Annotated in this window: 20 protein-coding genes and 1 pseudogene; 6 read left to right on the plus strand and 15 right to left on the minus strand. The window is 39.5% G+C overall.

The features are described from left to right. Positions 1 to 18: 18 nt before the first annotated feature. Both ABFY19_RS09095 and ABFY19_RS09100 read left to right on the plus strand, forming a co-directional pair. On the plus strand, positions 19 to 1,458 hold the full coding sequence (locus tag ABFY19_RS09095) for an ATP-binding protein (RefSeq protein ID WP_418790347.1): 1,440 nt from the start codon (positions 19 to 21) through the stop codon (positions 1,456 to 1,458). Then, entirely contained in the window at positions 1,424 to 2,059 is a 636-nt protein-coding gene (locus ABFY19_RS09100; protein WP_418790348.1) for a response regulator transcription factor, read from the plus strand. Before ABFY19_RS09095 ends, ABFY19_RS09100 begins: the two co-directional genes overlap by 35 nt. A 359-nt stretch (positions 2,060 to 2,418) precedes the next feature. On the opposite strand, the pseudogene ABFY19_RS09105 reads toward ABFY19_RS09100, so the two are convergent. The 3 genes and pseudogenes from ABFY19_RS09105 to ABFY19_RS09115 form a co-directional block, all read right to left on the minus strand. Next, a pseudogene (locus ABFY19_RS09105) lies at positions 2,419 to 2,514 on the minus strand (AAA family ATPase); the annotation flags it as partial. Between the two features lie 167 nt (positions 2,515 to 2,681). Continuing rightward, a complete protein-coding gene (locus tag ABFY19_RS09110; protein ID WP_418790349.1) occupies positions 2,682 to 2,825 on the minus strand; it encodes a hypothetical protein in 144 nt (47 codons plus the stop codon). Between the two features lie 244 nt (positions 2,826 to 3,069). Then, on the minus strand, positions 3,070 to 3,618 hold the full coding sequence (locus ABFY19_RS09115; RefSeq protein ID WP_418790350.1) for a hypothetical protein: 549 nt from the start codon (positions 3,616 to 3,618) through the stop codon (positions 3,070 to 3,072). Between the two features lie 159 nt (positions 3,619 to 3,777). On the opposite strand from ABFY19_RS09115, the gene ABFY19_RS09120 reads away from it, so the two are divergent. Together ABFY19_RS09120 and ABFY19_RS09125 are read left to right on the plus strand one after the other, a co-directional pair. Beyond that, the gene (locus ABFY19_RS09120) at positions 3,778 to 4,413 is read left to right on the plus strand and encodes a hypothetical protein (protein WP_418790351.1); all 636 of its coding nucleotides are present in this window, start codon (positions 3,778 to 3,780) and stop codon (positions 4,411 to 4,413) included. Continuing rightward, positions 4,379 to 5,365 carry a ComEC/Rec2 family competence protein gene (locus tag ABFY19_RS09125; protein ID WP_418790352.1) on the plus strand — a complete coding sequence of 329 codons (987 nt, stop codon included), beginning with the start codon at positions 4,379 to 4,381 and terminating at the stop codon, positions 5,363 to 5,365. Before ABFY19_RS09120 ends, ABFY19_RS09125 begins: the two co-directional genes overlap by 35 nt. Positions 5,366 to 5,757: 392 nt before the next feature. Here the strand turns inward: ABFY19_RS09125 and ABFY19_RS09130 are convergent, their stop codons facing one another. Beyond that, positions 5,758 to 6,111 (minus strand): hypothetical protein, encoded by a 354-nt coding sequence (locus tag ABFY19_RS09130; protein WP_418790353.1) that lies wholly within the window; start codon positions 6,109 to 6,111, stop codon positions 5,758 to 5,760. Positions 6,112 to 6,648: 537 nt separating this feature from the next. Between ABFY19_RS09130 and istA the strand changes: the two genes are divergently transcribed. Together istA and istB are read left to right on the plus strand one after the other, a co-directional pair. Further along, complete coding sequence (gene istA, locus ABFY19_RS09135; protein WP_418790354.1) at positions 6,649 to 8,160, plus strand: IS21 family transposase; 1,512 nt, start codon at positions 6,649 to 6,651, stop codon at positions 8,158 to 8,160. Next, the gene (istB, locus tag ABFY19_RS09140; protein WP_418790355.1) at positions 8,157 to 8,870 is read left to right on the plus strand and encodes an IS21-like element helper ATPase IstB; all 714 of its coding nucleotides are present in this window, start codon (positions 8,157 to 8,159) and stop codon (positions 8,868 to 8,870) included. The genes istA and istB overlap by 4 nt, the downstream gene beginning before the upstream one ends. On the opposite strand, the gene ABFY19_RS09145 is transcribed toward istB, so the two are convergent. The 11 genes from ABFY19_RS09145 to ABFY19_RS09195 all read right to left on the minus strand — a co-directional run bounded on the left by ABFY19_RS09145 (position 8,853) and on the right by ABFY19_RS09195 (position 21,809). After that, positions 8,853 to 9,233 (minus strand): DnaJ domain-containing protein, encoded by a 381-nt coding sequence (locus ABFY19_RS09145; RefSeq protein WP_418792573.1) that lies wholly within the window; start codon positions 9,231 to 9,233, stop codon positions 8,853 to 8,855. The genes istB and ABFY19_RS09145 overlap by 18 nt on opposite strands. Positions 9,234 to 9,695: 462 nt before the next feature. Further along, positions 9,696 to 10,022 carry a hypothetical protein gene (locus ABFY19_RS09150; protein ID WP_418790356.1) on the minus strand — a complete coding sequence of 109 codons (327 nt, stop codon included), beginning with the start codon at positions 10,020 to 10,022 and terminating at the stop codon, positions 9,696 to 9,698. Beyond that, entirely contained in the window at positions 9,985 to 12,783 is a 2,799-nt protein-coding gene (locus ABFY19_RS09155) for a DEAD/DEAH box helicase family protein (RefSeq protein WP_418790357.1), read from the minus strand. The genes ABFY19_RS09150 and ABFY19_RS09155 overlap by 38 nt, the downstream gene beginning before the upstream one ends. Positions 12,784 to 12,788: 5 nt before the next feature. Beyond that, positions 12,789 to 13,613 carry an abortive infection family protein gene (locus tag ABFY19_RS09160; protein ID WP_418790358.1) on the minus strand — a complete coding sequence of 275 codons (825 nt, stop codon included), beginning with the start codon at positions 13,611 to 13,613 and terminating at the stop codon, positions 12,789 to 12,791. 12 nt (positions 13,614 to 13,625) lie between these two features. After that, positions 13,626 to 15,590 carry a site-specific DNA-methyltransferase gene (locus tag ABFY19_RS09165; protein ID WP_418790359.1) on the minus strand — a complete coding sequence of 655 codons (1,965 nt, stop codon included), beginning with the start codon at positions 15,588 to 15,590 and terminating at the stop codon, positions 13,626 to 13,628. Next, positions 15,590 to 16,324, minus strand: a complete 735-nt coding sequence (locus tag ABFY19_RS09170; protein WP_418790360.1) for a hypothetical protein — start codon at positions 16,322 to 16,324, stop codon at positions 15,590 to 15,592. Before ABFY19_RS09170 ends, ABFY19_RS09165 begins: the two co-directional genes overlap by 1 nt. After that, the gene (locus ABFY19_RS09175; RefSeq protein ID WP_418790361.1) at positions 16,321 to 16,992 is read right to left on the minus strand and encodes a DUF4391 domain-containing protein; all 672 of its coding nucleotides are present in this window, start codon (positions 16,990 to 16,992) and stop codon (positions 16,321 to 16,323) included. The genes ABFY19_RS09170 and ABFY19_RS09175 overlap by 4 nt, the downstream gene beginning before the upstream one ends. Before the next feature lie 19 nt (positions 16,993 to 17,011). Continuing rightward, the gene (locus ABFY19_RS09180; RefSeq protein ID WP_418790362.1) at positions 17,012 to 20,251 is read right to left on the minus strand and encodes a helicase-related protein; all 3,240 of its coding nucleotides are present in this window, start codon (positions 20,249 to 20,251) and stop codon (positions 17,012 to 17,014) included. 264 nt (positions 20,252 to 20,515) lie between these two features. Further along, complete coding sequence (locus ABFY19_RS09185; RefSeq protein WP_418790363.1) at positions 20,516 to 20,749, minus strand: hypothetical protein; 234 nt, start codon at positions 20,747 to 20,749, stop codon at positions 20,516 to 20,518. Positions 20,750 to 20,849: 100 nt separating this feature from the next. After that, a complete protein-coding gene (locus tag ABFY19_RS09190) occupies positions 20,850 to 21,554 on the minus strand; it encodes a JAB domain-containing protein (RefSeq protein ID WP_418790364.1) in 705 nt (234 codons plus the stop codon). Next, the gene (locus ABFY19_RS09195) at positions 21,555 to 21,809 is read right to left on the minus strand and encodes a hypothetical protein (RefSeq protein WP_418790365.1); all 255 of its coding nucleotides are present in this window, start codon (positions 21,807 to 21,809) and stop codon (positions 21,555 to 21,557) included. Positions 21,810 to 21,813 lie beyond the last annotated feature (4 nt).

Below are 21,813 nucleotides of genomic sequence, written 5' to 3' on the forward strand. Positions count from 1 at the left end.
ATCTAGGAGTAAAATATCATGGTTGTCCTTTGGATATGTTTGTGGACGTTAGCAGCGATTGGCTTTTTTACAAGTTGGAAAAATGATACAATACGTTGGTCTACTGCCCTCGCTTTTTTCGGAGGCTTTGGGGGGTTATCTGTTTTTCTTGAAGAAACATTGGCTCCTTATTTAAGTAGCCAGTTTATTGGTAGGCTACCTGGGGTCGAATCTGTCTTACATGCTTTAATTGGAGTCAGCGCATCCTTTGGACATTATCTTGCCCCCTTTTCCCTCCTAATGTTTGCTTTGCGCTATACTAATTCTTCTCTACTAAAAAACTTTTCTAAAACGAAGGTTACTTTAGTTGCATTTCTGCCTGTGTTGCTAATGTATATGTTGTTTCCAGTATATCCGGAATTTCGGGTCAATTATGTTTTACTTACCCTATGGGCTGGTCCCTATATTCTATTGTCAGACATTATGCTTATTTGTTCCTGTTTGTTAGAGAATCATAAATGTTTAAAAACCCAAAAACTTTTAACCTGCCTGATCATTGTCCCAACCACTTTTTGTGCATTAATAACAAACTTCGTGTTACGTGTCTTTGGAATTGAACAGATATGGCGTTATAATACTATCATTATACTCTTAGCGTTTTTTGCTGTTTTTTATTTTTTTATTAATTATGACTTCTTGGGAATTAAGATGCGATTTGAAAAAGAGCGTCTGGAGAGCGCAATGAGGGCGACGACTTCAGGGGCTACCACCTTGAACCACAGCTTTAAAAGCGAACTCGGGAAAATACATATTCTTGCTGAGCGTATTCAACGGAAAGCTAAACAGGTCAATCAAATTGAAATAAATATGGACGCCTGTCTTGTCTCAGAATCAGCGGATCATATGTTAAAGATGGCTGCGCGGATTCAAAACAAATTACAGGAGATAGTTTTGGACGAGCAACCACATGATTTGCAGTCTATTATTGAGCGAACACTCGCATCCCTAAGTCCCTTCTTTGAAATGAAAGGAATCGAGCTAAGAAAGAACTATTCAAACCCGGTTAAACTTTTATGTGATGAAGTACATCTGCAAGAAATACTTTCTAATGTTTGTAAAAATGCTATTGAGGCCATGCCATATGCTGGTCAATTGCAAATCGAGATATATAACACCAAAAGAGATTTTGTTATAGCAATAAAAGATGACGGTTGTGGTATTCCAAAAACGAACTTGGATAAAGTAGTTGAGCCATTTTTTACGACAAAAAACCGGAAAACAAATTACGGTTTAGGATTATCTTATTGCTATAATGTTATGCAAAAACATGGTGGATCATTGGAAATTCAAAGCAAGTTGAATCAAGGAACCTTGGTTACATTACACTTCCCTAAAAATAGTGTATTAACTTCCTTTGATGATGCCTTTCCTATGGAGGTTTTAAATGAAAACAATCAAAGTGCTGTTAGTCGAGGATGATCCAATATGGTGCAGTTGTTTATCTGATTATATAAGCAAAGAACAAGATATATTACTGATCGGTTATGCTAAAACCAAGGAGCACGCAATTGAATTCGTAAAAACAGTCAATATTGACGTTGTATTAATGGATATTATGTTAACGGAAGGATGTTTAGACGGTCTAGATGCTGCCTTGGAAATTTCAACGATGAAAAAAACGAAAATCATCATGCTTACGGCTATTGATGAAGAAGAGACTATACTAGACGCTTTTAGCGCCGGAGCTGTAAACTATATCACTAAATCAAATTATAAAGACATTCCTGCTGCCATTCGTTTGGCTTACAAAAATTGTTCACCGGTTCATACAGACGCTGCACATGCTTTAAGGCAAGAATTAGTTCGACTGAAAAAGGAAGAAAATCAAAAAATTCTTACCTCCACCGAAAAACAAATACTAAAACTTGTTTGCCAAGGTTTTACCCAATCTCGAATCCAATCTTTATTGCATATTGCAGAAAGTACCGTAAAAAAACATGTGAACAGTTATTTGAAAAAACTAAAAGCAAAATCGAGTAAGGAAGCTGTGGAAAAGGCAAAAAAGAAAGGAATACTTTAATTAATCCCTCTACATAGCCCCTCTTTATAATTGAATATAATATGAATTAGGGGAAGTTCAATTATGTTCTTTCAAAGGCAAAATATTGACTTTTAAAGTCGATACTAACACACAAAGTTGGGGCGCAAGCGAAGTCGGAGCCATTTAGCTCGTTGTTCGATGTGCGGCAATTTAGCCAATTTTATCATATTTTCTTTGCAAACCTATGCAAACCTTCAATAAATCATGTAAGTCTGAATAAGCATCGATATTGGTTTTGATTAACCTCGTTACTATATGAATATTCCAGTGCGGCGAAGCCGCAGTTCCGGAGATTTGGAAACCGCCTGTCCGGAACTGGAAACTGCGCCAAGTTGAACTTACTCACTTAGATTTTTATCCAAACCGTATACCTCACGCATTGAAATGTCTTTCGATGGATCAATGCTTTCAATATTGATCTTGTACGCATCGTGTTATGCAAAGTTATCAGTTATGTAAAGCAATCAGTAAAAACGTAGCAGCTTAAGCAATTCATATAAAAGAACTTCGCATAACAATGTTACTATAATCGTGAATAATCACGAGGAGGTAACACGAATATGACCATTTACCTCTTTCTTCTTTGGTCTCGCATGAACAATTAGGATTTCTTTGGATTATTTTGCTTTCCATCATTATCCTTGCCATCTTTTTCATAACTGTAGTTGACTGTTGTTATGCCATGTGTTGAAGGTGTATCATCGGTATTTGTTGATTTCTTTTCAGGTTCATTTTGTTCTGTCATTCTTACTACCTCCCTGGCCTCTTGTAACTGGTAGCGTTTGGTGGGTTGGTGGAACATCGTTGGAACCAGCCGGTTTTTGCTGTCCGTTATCTTCGTTTTCTTTACTCACTATTTTTCACCTCACTTCTTCGAAGATGAACCATCTTTACCGTTCTGAACACCCTCGGTCTTGTGGACTGGTGGAACATCGCTACCAGTTTGTGGATTTTGGGTGTTTTTATCGTCTCCCATATGAGCCCCCCCTTTATTGAGAAAGTAAAGTAGTTAATAACATTGTAAAACCAATTAACAGTATAGAGATTTTTAGTGCTTTAATTCCGGTATTGTAAGAACTCACCTTGTCGTCCGTACTTGAGGTGTTTTCCTTAATCAACAAACTTAATGTTGACACAATTTCTGGTATTACGTCCGCTGCAGGACGACGCATAAGACTGTATTTTGCAATGTCTGCAACATCATATCTTTTGAATTGTCTAGTAACTAAAGTCTTGGCAAAAAAATAGATTGTTACGCCAAGACTAATTAAAATACCCGTATATAGGTCAAATAAGATCATTGTAGGTTTGATGTCTATTTGTTTAGGAATTTTTATAGCATTTGCAACCAAAGCAAACACTACAGCACTAACAGATAAACAAGTACTGGCTCTAGCATCAATTGATTTGGAGCGGTCAGCCTCGTATTCATACTCTTTTTTGGCGATATCAAGAATTGCTTGAGCAGTTTCAAAATCAACTGGTATCGCTTGCGGTGCCAGTTGATTTTCTTCTGGTGACTCAGGATTCTGACACATATTTAACTCCTCGGGTAAAAATTTTAACATTATTTTCTATAAATGACTTTGATTTTCCTGCTAACTTTTAATTCCAGATTCATTAAAACCCGAAAATCTTAAAGGAAATACTAATTGTAGGTGGAAATAATTAAACAAAATATGAAATCAGGTGGTATTATGGCGAAAGAAACAAATCAATTAAATGAAGAGGAAAAAGAAGCCCTTAAGTTTCTGGAAAGGGATTTTAATCAAAGTTACCAGCAAATGAGACATTATGACCAACAAATATTCGAAATCTTTAAGTTCCTGTTTACTGCTTATACCGCCTTAGTTGGCGTATCTGTGGGGCTATTCCAGTTTGGGCTTAAGGAAGGTATAGACTTACGATTAGCAGGTGTTTCCGCAATCGCTGTAGCCATAGTGCTTGGCTTGTTTCTTCTGGGAGTCGCCGTCAGAAACCGAATATATTTTGTTCAAGTTACCCGATACATAAACGAACAACGGCGGTTGTTCGTTGTATATAAACCATTGGGATTTCAAAACTGTTCTGGTATGTACACCGATCCTAAGTTGCCTCCATATTTTGATTGGCGTAGTTCCCAATCATGGATCACTTATACAGTCGCAACACTTAACTCAATATTATTCGGAGTATTTCTGTACCTTTATCTACCTTCAAACCCTTATCGGAAATTCTATATTATAATTTCAGGAAGTATCTTACTGGTAATTCAATTATTCGTTTGTATTCGTTACCTGATGACCCGGGAGAAGAAAAATGCTGACGGAGCCGTTTTCGGAAGGAAGTGTTGAAATGAGTAAACTCCAAATTTGGTTTCTTGACGTAGGGCATGGCGACTGCGCTTACATTCAATTGCCAAACGGCGCCAGGATGATGATAGATTGTGGCTGTGGAGCCGACCACTGGCCTTCTGAATTTCTAAAGTACTACAAAATAACAAAAGATGGGGCTCCAGTTAATATCCCTAATAATGCTAACCGATATGGGCTAGATAAACTTGTAATATCCCATCCACACGGGGACCATATAGCGGATATTGAAGCAATTCATGAGAGTATCGGTTTTTACCTACTAGCAGGTGGATACAGACCGTTCATCGACAAGATTAGTATAGAGCAAATAGATTGGCGGAAACGAAGTCAAGACATAGCAAAGAAGTTTGTAGGAGTCGTTAAAAAGTACTGTGGAACTTACGAAGCATCGAAGGACAATGTAAGAAACGCTAAACCGGATTGTATTGCTAATGGGCAGAGGTTCGTTGAATATACAGATGGAATAGACTTAAATGAAATTAGTTTTTTATATTCATTTGAGATAGGGGGTCACAAAGTTCTCTTTACCGGCGACCTTACCGCTGCCGCTGTAGCGAAAATTTTAAAATCTGATAAGGCTTCAAAGTTCAAAGAGTTTGTTAGGGGGACAACGATTCTGAAAGTCCCTCATCATGGAAGGGATAATGGGTGCTCACAAGAAATGTTTGACGCATTCGGAAGGCAACCTTTACTCTGCATTCTTTCCGATGAGATTCTAAATGAGAACAACGAAGGCACCGCGAACACTCAATGGTATACCGATAGGACGAGCCGAGAGAAGGTTAATATCAATGGTACTATGTCTGACAACAGGGTACTAAGCACTAGGAAATTTAAGGATATATATATAGAGATATCTGTAGACGGAAAAGTCACGGTAAACACAAATGCATTGAAAGAGGCTAAAGAAAAAATTTACGGAAATAGTTAAAGAGTTGGGATTATTGATTAAGCGCCAAAATGTTATTCGAGAAGCATCATGGGTAATATAAAAAGACCCCGCAAGTGGTCTTTTCTAATTTGACCAGTAAATTTATGGAGAATGATAGGAATTATCTAGTCAGGTTAAAAAAGTTAGAAAACTACTCACTGTGAAACCGTCACCATAAAAGTAGGATTAGGCCCACCAAGTTGTTGATCCCGATCAGTAAGGACGAAATTAACGATACCGGTATTTTTAAATGTATAAGAGTTCCCACCGCTAATGCGGTTTGCCTCACATACACTTAGAGGAGGACCGTTCCAGGCGTCTGTGTAAATTTGTATTATACCATCATTAAATGCCTTAGCCGTTTTATCATCTTGTGGAATAAATGATACTGTTTATCCCACTTTTGCTGTAAAAGCCTGGTCACTGGCTGGAATTATACCGTTACTTCCCAATAAAAAGAATGCCTTTATCGAATTGTCCAGGGAAAGGTTGCTCCGGGGAACAACCTTATCTGAAAATTTGCCCTGAATTATTCCCATCTCATGTACACTTAAATCCTGTTTGTCAATTGCAATGATCTTTTCACCTTCGACCTGAACACTGGAGTCAATATACGTGTCTTTTTGAATGCGAATATCTCCGTTGTCGGCTACTGTAAATGCCAGAACCCTTAAAACTCCTTTGGCAAAGCCCATATCCAGTTCGCAAACAGCAAGCGAGATTTTTTCCTTGTTAATAATTTTCAAAGACCTGACAACGATTGTATCTTTTCCAAAAGATTAGATTTCCGAGGATTTCCATATTCCTAACCACTTTTTTAATTCACTGTTATACTTAAATACAAAAACCTTGGCGGTTTTATTTAGGTTACCTTTTATTGGTTCCACGCGAGAAGCACCTAGAATAATGTATACTTTATCTTAGGCAAATTGGACCAACTGTTTTTGTTCAATAGCCCAGCCACCGCCGTCGGGGATAATTAAAGTAAGTGTCTTATTGTCTGGAATAGAAATCGACTCTGATTTGGTTAATGCCGTTTGTGACTTCTGGGTATTAGTACTTTTTATCTTGCTGGGTATGTTTGTAAGAGCAATATAACTTGCTACAATTAATACACAAATTGATATAAATATCAGGCTTTTGCTGTAATTTTGTTTATGGCAAAATGAAAGTGTAGCACTCCGGAAGTAGAAAAAAGTAGCAGAAAAATGGAAAATCCATTGCCAACACCCCGGAAATACTTTACCCTTTGAGTTGCGAAGCTTAAAGGGGGTATAGAAAGGATGCTGACAATGGAACAAGTCCATAATATCAAATACCTGTTCAAATTTAAAGGGAAAACCCTAAGAGGGATTGCCCGTGAAACAGGTCACCATTTCAATACCGTTAAGAAGTATGTTGAAAAAGAAAACTTTAATCTCGAACATAATCCGGGTAAGCTAAGGGTACGCAAACTGGCGCCGTATATAGATTTAATAGATTCATGGCTGGAAGCTGACCTGCATGCAAAGCCCAAGCAAAGGCACACCGCCCAAAGGGTGTTCGACCGTCTGAAGGAACAGTTCCCGGACTTCGATATTTCAGACCGGTCTGTAAGAGCATATGTGTCTAAACGCAAAAAGGGAATTGGCCTGACGCAGGAAGGCCATTTGCCGCTGGAACATCCGCCGGGTGAAGCTCAGATAGATTTTGGCGCTGCTCAGTTCATCGAAAAAGGAGTTCTGTACGACGGGCATTATCTTAACCTGTCATTCCCTTACAGCAACGGTGGTTACCTTCAGTTATTCAAGTCTGAGAATCAGGAATGCCTATTGGAAGGCCTGAAAACCATCTTTGAACACATTGGCAAAGTGCCAACCCATGCCTGGTTAGATAATGCATCCACAACCGTCAGCAAAATTCGCAAAAACGGTGAACGGGATATCACCAAAGGCTTTGCCCGGTTTATGCTCCACTATGGCTTCCAGAGCAATTTCTGTAATCCTGACAGCGGCCATGAAAAGGGTCATGTGGAAGGCAAGGTCGGCTATCACCGGAGAAACTTCCTGGTCCCCATTCCCGAATTCGATGATTTAAAGAAGTTCAACAAAATACTGCTGGAAAAGTGTGATGCGGATATGAACCGTAAGCACTACCAAAAGCCGCATTTAATCTGTGCCCTATTTGCCGAAGACAAGGCTGCCATGGATAAACTTCCGGAAGTTCCCTTTGAAGTATACCGACTTGAACCTGTCAAAGTAGATAAATATGGCAAAGTGCGATATGAAAACAAGCTTTACTCATCCTCACCTGAATATGCAGGCAAAAACCTGTGGCTTAAAGTCGGGGCCTACGATGTCGAAGTTATGAATCAGGAATACCGGACGGTTGTGCAGCACCCCAGGCTGTATGGCCAGCAAAACGAATCGATGATTTGGGGGCCATACCTGAAGCTGATGGTCAGAAGGCCAGCAGCACTCAAATACACAGGTTTCTTTAAGCAACTGCCGTCAACTATCCAGGACTACTTTGATAAATGTGATTACACCGAGAAGAGAAACTCTCTTAAAATCCTGCTAACCATGCTTCAGACTGCTGATATGGCTGCTGCTGAAGCGGCATTTGCCGAATCCTGCCGGAGAGAAACCATTAATTCAGACAGTTTGCTGGCTATCCACAACCGCCTGAATACATATCTTCCGGAAGATAACTTCCAAAACACTGCATTTAAACTTCCGGAAGTTCAAAAATATAGCACTAACTTCCGAGCCTATGATCTCCTGCTTAAAGGAGGTGAACAGCCCTGGAAGCAATGATTACTGAATACTGCAAAAAACTTAAGATTGGCCGTACTTTCTACAAAGACTACAAAGAAATCGAAGTTGCATCCAATCAAGAATTTCTGCTGCGACTTCTGGAAATGGAATTTGCCAACCGTGAAATCACCCGAAAAAGGAGGCTCCTTAAAGCAGCCGGCTTTGATGTGATGAAAACATTTCAGGATTACAGCTTTGAGCATATCGAAATTCCCAAATCCATCGCTCTGAATGAGCTTACCAGTACTGATTTTATACAGAACAAACAGAATCTCATCCTTTATGGGCCAGTAGGCACAGGTAAAACCCATCTGGCTACAGCACTGGGCGTGGAATCCTGCAATCAGGGTAAATCAGTTAGATTCTTCCGTACAGCAGCATTGGTTAACCAATTATCTGAAGCCAAAAAATCCGGAAGTTTGAACAAATACATGCGGCAAATTCAGAAATGCGACCTGCTAATCTGCGATGAATGGGGCTATGTGCCCTTTGAAAAGGGCGGGGCCCAACTGCTGTTTCAGGTAATATCGGAATGCTATGAAAAACGCAGCGTTATTATTACTACCAACCTGGAATTCAGCAACTGGAACGGGATTTTCTATGATGAGAAGATGACCAGCGCCATTATTGACCGGCTGGTTCATCACAGCCACCTGCTGGTGTTTGGCGGACCAAGTTACCGGTTAACCCATTCATCCATTAATTGTTAAATATGTAAACCGGGGTGTTACACTTCTTAACTTCCGGAATGCTACATTATTTACTTGCCAAATACAGTAATTTCTTGCGGACCTTGGGCTGTTTTTCGCTTCCGAATCGGATTCTTTGATTGATTCTTTTTGTGAATTGGTTTTAGATTCGTTTTGTAGGTTTTTATCGTACTGTCTTCTTTTCTCAGGATCTTTTAATACTTCATAAGCATAATTCAGTTGTTTCATTTTAGTTTCCGCCCATGACTTTTTTAAGGAATCCTGCAAGTCCGGATGATATTTTTTGGCCAGTTTTTTATAGGCTCCTTCAATTACTTCGATTGATGCGTTACGGCTTACTTCTAAACTCTCATATAAATCTATTACCTCTCACCTCGCAGATACCAATTCCTTAAATTCAAGTTTACCTCCCAAAGAAGCAGGATAGGTCAAATGCAAAAAACGTGACAACAAAGTTCAAGGAAAGTTAGGCCATTGCCTTGTGCCGAACCTTGAGACCACATTATTTGGCTGCCAGTGACCACCGCCGCTGTCGGTTATCAATTGGCCGCCAAATAATGTGGTCTGCAACACCATACTTTAAATCGCTATTGTTTTCCCAGCTAACAATATTATAAGTTATTCCATTATTTTTTGTCTATATTTACCATGAAATTGCCTTCACCTTTATACTTTCATTAATAAAAAACACCCTCGACTTGGAGAAATACTTAAATACAGTGCCCAAAATAATTTGGGCCTGTGCATTGACAATTACAAAAAGTTATATTCAAAACGGTCAAAGGATTCGAGATAGTTTAAGCGTTAGCGTCAAATATTCCCCCACTATCGCATCACCTTGTTCATAAGTGCCTCATAACTGTCAACAACATCATACTTCACATTTTCTGTGCTGATGGCTTTGAAGTGCTCTCTTGCACAACTGATTTTTGCTTCTTCAATCATTCGCAGTTGCATGGAGGACATAGACCCTTTGGTTTCAGCCACGAAATAGATATGCTTCACTTTTCCCTCGTTGAAAGCTATCGCCCAATCGGGATTATATTTGCCAACCGGGGTAGTGATATAAAAGCCATTCGGCAGCTTCACATATACAGCGACTTCTTCACTTGTATCAAGATTTTGCAAAGTCTCTTTCACCGGCAGAATCATAGAGGATATGATCATAAAGATGTTTCTTGGCAGTCATAGCATTAATACCAAGACGACCTTTCATCGTAGGTTCAGTGAAGATGGACGTGTCATACACGGCATCAATCTTGTTGTATGCGATGTGTTGAATAATCACCGTTGCCTTCTGTTCATTGATAATGTGAGAAGCCTTAATGATAAATTCCTCGGGATTGTTTTTAAACTGCTCAAACACAGCTTTTTCAATCCCTTTCAAAATGCGTACAATGGCCGCACGGGTAAGTCCTGTTTCAGTAACTATTTTTCCGATAAGGTCATATTTTACGTTACTGTTGGATGATACCTCTGCTGCTTTCAATTCTCCCGTTTCCTTAATAAAAGCAACGCCGTCCTGTAAGTCCTGTTTCGATTTAATATCATTCATCACGCCATACTGAACCTTGAAAAAAATCTTTGAAACACGCAAGTCCTTATTCAAAGCAGCAATGGATTTCGCAATCAATTCATCTGTGTCAAAAGCTACCACATATGCAGACTTTATGTTGATTTGTTCCCAGAGCCTTTTAAATTCAGCCATCTCAAGTTTTTTCTTGTCAATCCGCAGTTCTATGTTTTTGTCCCTGGCGTTTTCCGGCTGCATTGCACGGCTATCATAAATAGAGTCAAGAATAGCTACAATAGATTCTGTGCAGTCCTGTACTTCTTCTGAGACCTCAATCTTCCCGTTTTTCTTATCTTCATAGTATTTATCGGTCAGTAAGCCTTTCTTTATGTATCCGTTAGTTATTAATCCCTCGTAGATTGACTGGGCCATATCCATATCCATATCAACAACCTGTTCTGCTCCGGCTTTGTCTTTGATAACCTTGTTCTTAAACAGGTCAACCGTCACCATGCGAGGTCTGTCAGCAACCGCTTCGGCAAGTTCTGTCTGCAAGCCTTTGGCGAAACTGTCATAGCTTTCGTTTGCAATGACGGTCAGCACATTGATATTATGAACGTCCTCACCCAATAAATTGTTATCCATACGCTCTCCGCTTTGGTTAACGGATAAACGCAGTCCACGTCCCACTTCCTGACGTTTTCTCACATCAGAGCCGCTTTGTTTCAGCGTACAGATTTGGAATACATTCGGGTTATCCCAGCCTTCACGGAGAGCCGAATGAGAAAAGATGAACCGTACAGGTTCCTTGCGGTCAAGCAGACGTTCCTTGTTCTTCATAATGAGGTCATAGGCGTCGCTATCCGATGACTCGGTAGAGCCACGCTCCAGTTTGCTGTCAACAAAGCGTTCTTGTCCGGTTTTTTTATTCTTGTCGATAGAAAAGTATCCTTGATGCGTAGCTGCGGCAGAAATGGAGAGGAGATACTTCATGTAGTCCTCATCCCCGATTTCTCTTTGTATGGAGTCAATGATTTCCTGGTATTCTTCCTCAAATATTTCACCGTAAATACCATTTAGCGGATTGCCTGATGCATCATACTGTTTGTACTTTCCAACCTCATCAATGAAAAACAGAGAAAGCACCTTAATCCCCTTATAGAAAAGCAGGCGTTCCCGTTCAATATGCGAAATGATAGTTTCACGAATTTGGATACGGCGCAGCTGTTCTTCGCTGACAGACCCGACGACATCTCCGGCAAATATTTTAATTCCATTGATGAAACTCACGGAATTATCACGCCCATCGATGGCCTTTACCGTATACCCGTTCCTATATTCCTCCAGTTCACCTGAGTTCTCAAACAAGCTATAACCTTCTGTTATTCTGCGGGTGACCTTACGAACTCCCTTTGCGCCCTTAACGTCAAATTCCAACGCTGCCGTTGGAGCCTTGTCTCCTGACAGGTACAGACACGCTAAATACAGATAACCTTCTGTTGCCGTGCTTCCGGTGACGGAGATGCCCTTGACTGCAATCTTTTTGACCAGCTTTTTATTGTAAGCTTCCATTGCGTCCATACGATACACCATGTTATAAAGGTTGTCCTTTTTGTGCGTAGCAGAGTAACGAAGGGTAATGAAAGGATTAAACTCTTTCAAACGCTCTTTTGTCTGCTTTCCCTCCACGGACTGCGGTTCGTCGATAATCAGGATAGGATTCGTCTTAGCAATAATATCAATGGGACGGCGGCTTCTGAACTCATCAAGTTTCATGTAAATACGCCGTGCGTCCTTCCCTTTAGCATTGAATGCCTGTGAATTGATGATCATGACATTAATAGCACTATCGCCTGCAAACCTGTCTATCTCTGTCAGTTGGGCAGAATTGTAGATGAAAAAGCGTATCTTTTTTCCATAATCCTCTGCAAAATGGTCCTGAGTGATTTGGAACGACTTGTACACGCCCTCACGGATAGCAACACTTGGGACAATTACTATAAACTTGCTCCAACCGTAACGTTTATTCAGCTCATACATTGTTTTGATATATGTATAAGTTTTGCCGACACCTGTTTCCATTTCAATGGTCAGATTATATCGCCCTTCCAACTGTTTGGATGGCTCTATATGATTGTTTCGCTGAACTTTATTAAGGTTCTCTAGTATTATGTTTTCATTCAGTTCTGGAACCAATCGCTGATTACCCCAGCCAGTGAAGTTTTTTTCAAAGGTCATACTCATTTGTGTATCATTATCAATGCCCTTATCCATCATATAAGTTGGCGTAAGATAGGGCTGTCCGGCAAAGACATCACAAACAGCCTTGGCTGCATCTGCTTGGAACTTCTGATGTTTGAATTGTAGTTTCACTCGGAATACATCTCCGTTTCTATTCAATATGATTAAAACGGTAAATCGAAAACTTCTGCTTCTACTTTTGCCGCTTCAGCCTTTTTCCTGTATCCTTCAACGCTATCTATAAAGGTGATAAGATTTGCCATAATTTTTACTGCAAAGGCAGCTTCCATTGTATCGAGCACTTCATTATCGTGGGCATAACTTTTGTTGTTACGAATGCTGTTATATGCATCGAATAGAGAGATACTATTTTGAATTGCAAGCACGGTAAAAGACGATTGGAATAATGGATTTTGTTCATATTGTTTCTTTAACATGCCTGCAAGGCTATGTAGGGGTAGGTACTCTCCTTTGTTATTTGTGACAGTGATACCATTATGCACACATATCTGCCTGAGTAACTTTGTGGAAAAGGTATGTAAGCGGTCGAGTACCAATGTAGGCTTATTTCTTGCTACCGAGTTATTAATGTCTTCCAATAGAGTTTGCAGGCTTTCTTCCTGCTTCTTTGGCAAATCTAGTTTTACGGCATTTCCCATGAGCCGTTGGCAAACAATTCTCATTTCTCCAATTTTCTTTTTTTGGTAGTCAGTCAACTTATCATACCTAAGTTGGTAGTCCTCATAATACATAAGCATAGCATCCAAAAGAGTGCCAACAACATTGTCGGGTTCATTACTCCATAACTGTCTTAGCTTGTTCGCTTTTGAGCAGTAGTCCTTATAACCAATGCCATCATATACATCAATGTTAATTACTTCACCAACGAAACGAGCAAAGCTGTTGTTTGAAAAGTCAATAACATATCCTCCGCTCATTTCAAACAATTCTTCAAAAATAGCCTTTTCTCTAAAAGATAGATTGGCCATAGTCGCCCTCCATTAAAGAACCTTTACGCTAGTATTCGGAGCCATCAGTTTGAAGATTTCCTCAACATTGATTTTCTCGGGGGAGCTAGCAAAGCTGCTGTCACGGAATACGGCACGTAATGGTTGGCGTTTAGCAATCTCTTTGATGACCTTTTCGCTTATGTTGTCAGCAAAGCAGGCAATCAAGTCGCCGTCATTGATGGTATGCACTGTCACGCCGCCTATTCCCTCACTGGTGTGGGGAAGCGATAGGGGCAAACCCCATTCGAGCAGACAGCCATACAGCAAGTCCAGATCGGTACGGTCATCTTTAATATTGCTTGTAAGATCATCAAGCAAGCTCTGTGAATACTCTGCAGCTCCATAGTACACGTCTTTCATGTTGGTGCTACCCAGCTTTAATACACGGAAGCCAATGTCCAGGTCTTGTGCAGTAACCCCAGCCTCTTCCTTTATTTTTTCTCCAGCACGGCGAATGCGTTCTTTGCCTATTTCACATATGTTCTTGTAGCCTGATTTATATGCCTCACTATCAGATAAGCATTCCTCCGGCAATTGAACCATAATAAACTTTCGTTTTAAGTTATCGATAGCGTTTAGGTGCATTACAGCATGAGCGGTTGTTGCTGACCCCGAAAAGAAGTCGCAAACAATAGCTCCTCGAGTATCATCTACCAACGACAGTAGATATTCAATCAATTCACTTGGCTTAGCAAAATCAAAAGGAAGGTCTAATTCTTTTAATTCTTTTGCGCTATGTCTATTTTCAAACTTTGATATAAAGTTTGTTGGTGTTTGTCCTTCGTCTTGTCTATCTGAAAGCCAAATCTTAGTATAAACATTCCACTTAGATTTTGAACCGTCTGGTTGGATTAGAACGCCACTTGGACTTTCTATGAAAACTATATTGTTGTTCTCTTTTTCTATGAGATATCTTTCATTGCTCCATCTCCAGCAACCATCTGTTGGATTAGGGATGACTTTGCAACCATCTGATATTTCAGCCGGCATTGCCTTTCCAGGTGGGATGGCAAAAGAGCCATCAGGGCATTGCACATAATATCTTTGATTGGGTCTTGCGTCTAATGATGACTGGTATAAACCAAAAGGACGATACCTTTCGCCTTTTCTAGAACCCACAGTTTCAATCTTATTGTACAATTTGTCTATGAGCTTTTCGTTAAGTTCTCCCTTAAAGTTTCCTGTTTCGTTTATACTTTTCGCATAAACAAGGATGTAATCAATATTGGGTGAGAAGAAACGTCCTTTGTTACCACCTGTTTTCATTAACCTCGGTACAATCTCTATGCAATTTATTGCTCCAAAAATCTCATCACACATTTTTTGCATATTTGAGATTTCAGCTTCTCCAATTGAAATAAAAATTACTCCGTCATCTGAAAGAACATTCCTTGCCACTTGTAACCGTGAATACATCATCGAACACCACTTAGAATGATAACGAGGATTACTTTGGTCATTTTTTTTATATTGAATCAATCCTTCCTCGCTGAGATATTCAGTTTCCTCATCGTAATCACCCACGCTCATTGCGAATGAGTCGTTGAATATAAAGTCATTCCCTGTGTTGTAAGGCGGGTCTATGTAAATCACCTTGATGGCTCCAAGATAGCTTTCCTGGAGCAGTTTTAACACATCAAGATTGTCGCCTTCGATATAAAGGTTCTCCGTTGTATCCCAATCTTTGCTTTCTTCCTTACAGGGGCGAAGCGTTTTGCGGATAGGCTTTCCGGCTTCCACGATAGAAGCCTTTTTACCGACCCAAGTGAATTCATAGGCTTCATCACCGACCAGCACATCGTCTGAAAGTATTTGTTTCAATAATTCAAAGTTGACAGCCTTTTTTAGTTTGCCTTTTTCATCCTTTGCTTCGGTTATCACATTCGGGAACAACGCTTCGATTTTCTCTATATTCTTCTCAGTCATGTTCACCGACTCCATCCGCATCTTATCCATTAGCTTTGTCCTCCTTGAGTTTTATTACAATTTACTATGGTAGTTTCATATTTAACAGGTAAATCTGTTCCTGCTACCGATATTGTCTTACACACTGGAAAAGCATCTTTATTTTTTATCCCTATCTTTGTCATAAACTCGCTTTCAGAGTCCAACCCAAAACTCTTTAAATCATACAAAACATAGAATCCGTCATGTGTTAATTGAACAATATTAATGTTTTTAAATTTTTCAGTTTGAATATACTTCTCATACATTTCAGCAAACAATTCATTCCGCTTTTTTTCACGTGCCCGCCAACCATTTTCCGATAGCGGAGTGGATTTAATATAAAAAGGTGAATACCACTCTAATAAAGGATGTAAAACAAATATAATAAGATTAACTGTTGCAGATAAATAATGTTTGTCTGATTTCTTCTTAATTGCATATTTAATATCCGAAATTAGCATTTCCTCAATATTAAAAGGAATGCCTCTTAACTGGCTAACACCTTTAAGTTGAGGAATAATAGTGTTATCAACTGCAAATGTTACCTCATACCCTCGATTTTCTACAATATAATCAGGTTCCTTAATTTCAGCCCTTCCTCGATTAATGTTTTTTTCTTTTTCATTTAATATACTGATAATAATTGCTTTTGCTATTCTTTCAGAAACAGATTCAAAATAATTGCTTTTCTTTGCAGAATCAAAGAATTCGGGTGGTAAATGTAATTCAAGTGACACTTTCACTTCAACCCCTCCAGTTCTTTTCGCAATGCTTTGAGTTCTGTATTAAGCTTCACCTTTTTATTAAACTGCTTTTCCAAGTTGACCTTGTTTTCAATAGCTGCAATCTGCTTTAGCAACTTTTGCCGCTTATCATCACGCTCGACAGCTTCCTTTAAACCAATTCTTTCGCCAGATGTACTTTCTTCTTCAACCTCCAGTCGTCTCCAAGCTATCTGCCGTATAAAACCTTCATAAACTGCATCCATGGTTAGTCCGTCCAGTCGAAGAGAAATGCTTTCCTGGGGAAGCCACTCGGTATGATAATAGCTGTTGACCTTGAATGTATTCTCTTTAACAAGGCTGGATTCCTTATAACCAATCCATGCTTGGTATTCACCGTCATATTCCAGCAGATAGAGAATGTGGTACGGTATCTCTTTATCAATTAACTGTAAAACTCGTATATCAAGGCTTGGCTGATTTAGCTTTATCTCAAAGACTTCCAACTCAATTACATTTTCACCTTGCCCCACATTTAAAGTGCTGGTCGCAAGCTTGTTTCTCCAATAGATAACGGAAATTTGCTCAACAAATACCCGTTTTAGTTCCGGGGTGACAGAAAGGTTATCATAAAATTTCTGCTTCGGTATCCGCTTATTAAATTCAGTCGATTGCGGCAATGACAGCATTTGGCGGCTCCTCTCCAAATCATTTTACAACCAAAAAACAAATCAGCTCAAAATCATCCAAACCCGTTACTTTAGACAATAGGGCTGAAGTTCCGCCGCTGCGAAACAGGCTGTCAATGTCACTTTCCTCTTTTACATTGATAATGGAATCGATTGCGTCACCCAATAGCTGAGAATACTTGCGCATATCCTTTCCGTCTTTGGTTTCTTTGTTGAAGGCTTTGCAAAGTTCGTCGTCCGGTTTCACCCTGCTCTTACAGAGAAAACGCATTTTATCCAGCAATTCCTTCGGTGAAAGGTGATCACAGATAACGTTACCTTCGTTTGATATATAAACCATATAAAACGGGTGTAATCTGTTCTGGTTGTCGATGTTCACACCACCATTGATATTCTTTAACACGTAAATTACACCAGCCGGAGTATCTTCCGCTGCCGAGACGACAGCGTGCATGCCGAAAGGAGTCTTGTCCAAATCAGGATTACTTTTAATGTAATCCAGTAAATCCAGCCTAAATTCGTTAAGTCCCAAATCCATAATGGAAATGCCGCTGGACATATCCTCAATATCAACAACTTCGTCCTGCAAACGCTGGAGTTGCTGCTTACGATACTCCAAATCTCCTTGTTCCTCAGCATTAAGAGGATCATCATCTCCAGTGGAGGTCATCACTGAGATTTTCATCCGAATTTCAACACGACTTTTTAGGTTTATGTATTCATCAAGCGATAAATCCGGCCAGAAATTTACTAGCTGTATGTAATTGTTGCGACTTCCGATGCGATCAATACGTCCAAAACGCTGTATTATACGTATAGGATTCCAGTGAATGTCATAGTTTATCAGATAATCACAATCCTGCAAGTTCTGACCTTCGGATATACAATCAGTAGCAATCAAAATATCAATGCTGTCGTTCAAATCCGGCATGAGCAATGCCTTATCCTTTGATAATGGTGAAAAGCAGGTCAAGACATTGTTCAGAGTAGCCCTAAACTTCGGAATAGTTGTTTTGCCATCCACAGAACCCGTTATCATTGCGGTATCTAGCCTAAAGCAGCTTTTAATGAAGTTGCTAACATTACTGTACAAGTATTCTGCTGTATCCGAAAAGGCGGTGAATATCAAAACCTTCTTGTTGCCGTCATTAATGGGCTGTTCCAATTTCTTTGTAAGGATTTCAAACAGTGTCTGGAGTTTTGTATCATGTTCCGGTGTAATGTCGGCAATCATCAAAGTCAATAGTTCCAAGGTATCAGCATCTTGTACCAATTCCTCCCGCCAGCTCTTATAGTCCATATCCGCAAGATCGATTTTCACTTTTTTGCCTACAGAGAAAAAGTCGGTATTTTGGTCATCTAGGTCAAACTCTGTGCTCTCGGTGATGTCGACCAAATCAAGTACAGTCGTACCGTTTTTTTCGAACTCATCAATGCTTTCGATGGTATTTTCAATGAATTGCCTCATGCGCCCAAGAGTAAGACTAAATGAATAAACCGAACTCTCCAGACGCTTCAGGAGATTTATGCTCATCAAACGCCTAATACCTTGTTCACGCCCTATTTGCGTAAGGCCAACACCTTTATTACGTGTCATGTCCATATACTTGTCCATCTTACTGGGAAAGATATGGTTTGATGGAATGTATATCGCTAGGTTGAGTTGCATTAAACAATCGTATATTTGATTATAGTTAATAGCGGAATCTAAATCGGTCAAGCACGGACGAAGGGAAATGGGTTTAAGTCTTTCAGGGAACTTGCCAATTTCCTCTGTATTATAGTATTTTTCAATATGCTTTCTTGAACGAGCTATGGTTACGTTGTCTAACATCTCAAAAAAATCAAAGTCTAGCATTTTCAATAATGAAGCCGTCTTTCGGTCAGCTAGATTAAATTTGCTCCACATATTAAAGGCTTTTTGTGCACTTCTAAATATTTCATCTATAGGCTTAACTGTGTTTAGTTTATCATTTATGAGCTTTGCGTTGCCCTCATATGCGAGAGCCAGTTGATTTTTGAGGTCATTGAACCTGTTGTTCACAGGAGTAGCAGAAAGCATAAGTACTTTTGTCTTCACACCGGCACGAACGACTTTATTGAGTAGTTTTAAATAGCGATTTTCCTTTTCTCCGTCTTCTCCTGATAACTGGCCACCATTGCGAAAATTATGGGACTCATCAATAACAACCAAGTCATAATTCCCCCAATTTAAACGGTCCAAATCCAAGCCGTTTGATTTTCCATAGCTGCGTGACAGGTCTGTATGATAAAGCACATCATAATTGAGCCTGTCAGATGCAATAGGGTTATTGACATAATTGTCTTTATATGTGTTCCAATTGTCACCCAATTTCTTGGGGCACAGAACAAGAACGGACTTATTTCTATTTTCATAGTATTTAATTACAGCAATAGAAGTAAATGTCTTGCCCAGACCAACACTATCAGCCAGGATGCAGCCATTATACTTTTCAAGTTTATTGATAATAGCAAGAACAGCATCTTTTTGGAAATCATAAAGGATATTCCAAATCTTACTCTCCTTGAAGCCCGTCGCTTCATTGGGCAATACATCCTCTGAAATATCTTCAAGAAACTCATTGAAGATGTTATATAAGGTCACAAAATATATGAAATTAGTAGGGTTTTCATTATAAGCAAAAGTTATGTTTTCAATTACCTCATCCGTGACTTCCTGCAATTTATCGGTATCGCTCCACAGATTATCAAACAGACGGATAAATTCCTGACTTAACGGGGCCTCCAGTTTTGTTACCATGTTATAGCTGTTGTTTCCACGCTCGCAGCCTATATCAACAGTCGTAAAACCGCCCAGCGGCATATAGGTAATCTCGCTGCTGCTTGAAGTGATATTCAGAAAACCGCCCATGTTCTCATTCGTAACATTGGACTTAAATATGGCCTTCTTACGTATCCATTCTGCACATTCCTTTGCAACGGCTTTTTGAGTCAGTTCGTTTCGGAGCTTGACTTCAAATTCTGTTCCGTAAAGGCTTCTTTCGCGGGATAAACGAGGTATGTAAAATTCACGTTTCTCTTTCTTGGCTTTCTCCGTTGTGAACGTAGGTGATGTGAAGATGAAGCGAAGCTCTTCAAGCCCTTCCAGTTGTTCTTTAAGCTCCTGGAAAGCATAGATAGAAAAACAGGCCGCCGCAATAGATAAGCAGCTATTCTGTTTGAGTTCCACTTCTAAATCATCTTTTACTATTTTTGAGACATTATCAAAAACTTCCATCGTGGTTAAACTCCAGTACTAAGTGTAATTTCTTTTATCTTTTATAAGCGCTCAAACTTGTTCTTTTCCATGTTTCGACATTTTTGAAGCTTTTCCCTGTTATCAATACTCGTAATCGCTCGCCATGTTTCGACATTTTTTATTTTAGGACCCAATAAAAAAAGAGTTTGGTATATATGCCAAAACCCTCCATTTGCATAATGTTCAAATCACAACTCCAAAGAACAAATTTAATTTATGGTACTGAATAATACCTCTTTCACCTCATATAATGTTCCACCACCACCGAATTCCTGTTGTGGCCCAGGGATAATGACACCTTATGGAGGCATTCCCTATCATATCCCCTGTAATCAGACTTAACCACCCGCCCATGCTCCTGCTTTTGCTCAACAAGCTCCCGGTTACGGCTCTTGCATATTCCGCCCTAAATGCATGATTGTCAATTTTGGCCGTATACCTACTAAAAAGGGGCTCCTCATCCAACCTTCGGTACATTTCTTTATACTTGCCAGCATTCGAATTGCATGGTTTGAGCCACTTCGAACCGGGATATTAGGAACCATCTTTTCTACTTCTGCCTTGTAGCTGCACTGTTTTAACGCGAGAGTGTATGTCGAGCCCTATTCCGCTTTTCTTTTATAGAATTCACACTCAACTCAATTACTTCATAATTTGCAGCACTTCGGCTCTGATTAGAAAGTTCTCCTTTTTCCGCCATAGAAGAATAGCTTGCGCCACTCACTATGATATGGTCTAAAACTTTAATCTCAAGGGGATGAAAAATGTCAACAATTCTTTGTGTCAATGCTCTATCTTCCGGAGAAAAATTTTTTGAGCCTCCAGGATGGTTATGAGCCAAAATTATCGCATTACAGTCACAAGCAAGAGCATATTTTAAAATTTCTCTTGGATAAACCGCTGTTTGTCCGATACTCCCTTCTGACATGGTTTTTGTTTCAATTATATTATTGCCGCTGTCTAAAAAAGCAACCATAAACCTTTCTTTATCCTTCATCCCTCTTAAAAGGGCTAAAAAATATTGACCTGCTACGGTCGATGAATTGAGCGTAATCTTCTCATTGCTCTCATAGATTTTCAAAATATTGTAAGAGGCAATGAACTCATTGAGCAGCCCTATCTTTTCAAGCTGTTTCTCATTTGGTTCCATAATGTGAGGATGCTCCAAGATGTTAAAGGGGTTATTTCCTTTTACATACTGCTGAACTTTTTTGTAGGGCAGTCCTGTTAAAGTTGTCAGCCCTTTTAGAAATTTCTCGGTATGCTGTACATCTTTCTTCATTTATGCCTGCCCCCTTTCTTCATCAAATATCTCAATAATGGATTTTATGCTTTTCAACTTCTCGGAAGTCTCAGGGGATAAGTCTACCGATTCAAGATGCAGAAAAAAGTTTTTAATCCCCATATTTTGAAGGCATTTATGGATTTTTTCTTTTGTGTCCCCATCCAAGTCAATCAAGTCAGCCAATAAACCCACGCACTTTATATATTCCGCATCCCTTAATTTTTCTAAATTCATCTGTTTTCCACCTTTCATATGA

This window comes from Phosphitispora sp. TUW77, from assembly GCF_048453025.1.
Lineage (GTDB): Bacteria > Bacillota > Thermincolia > Thermincolales > UBA2595 > Phosphitispora.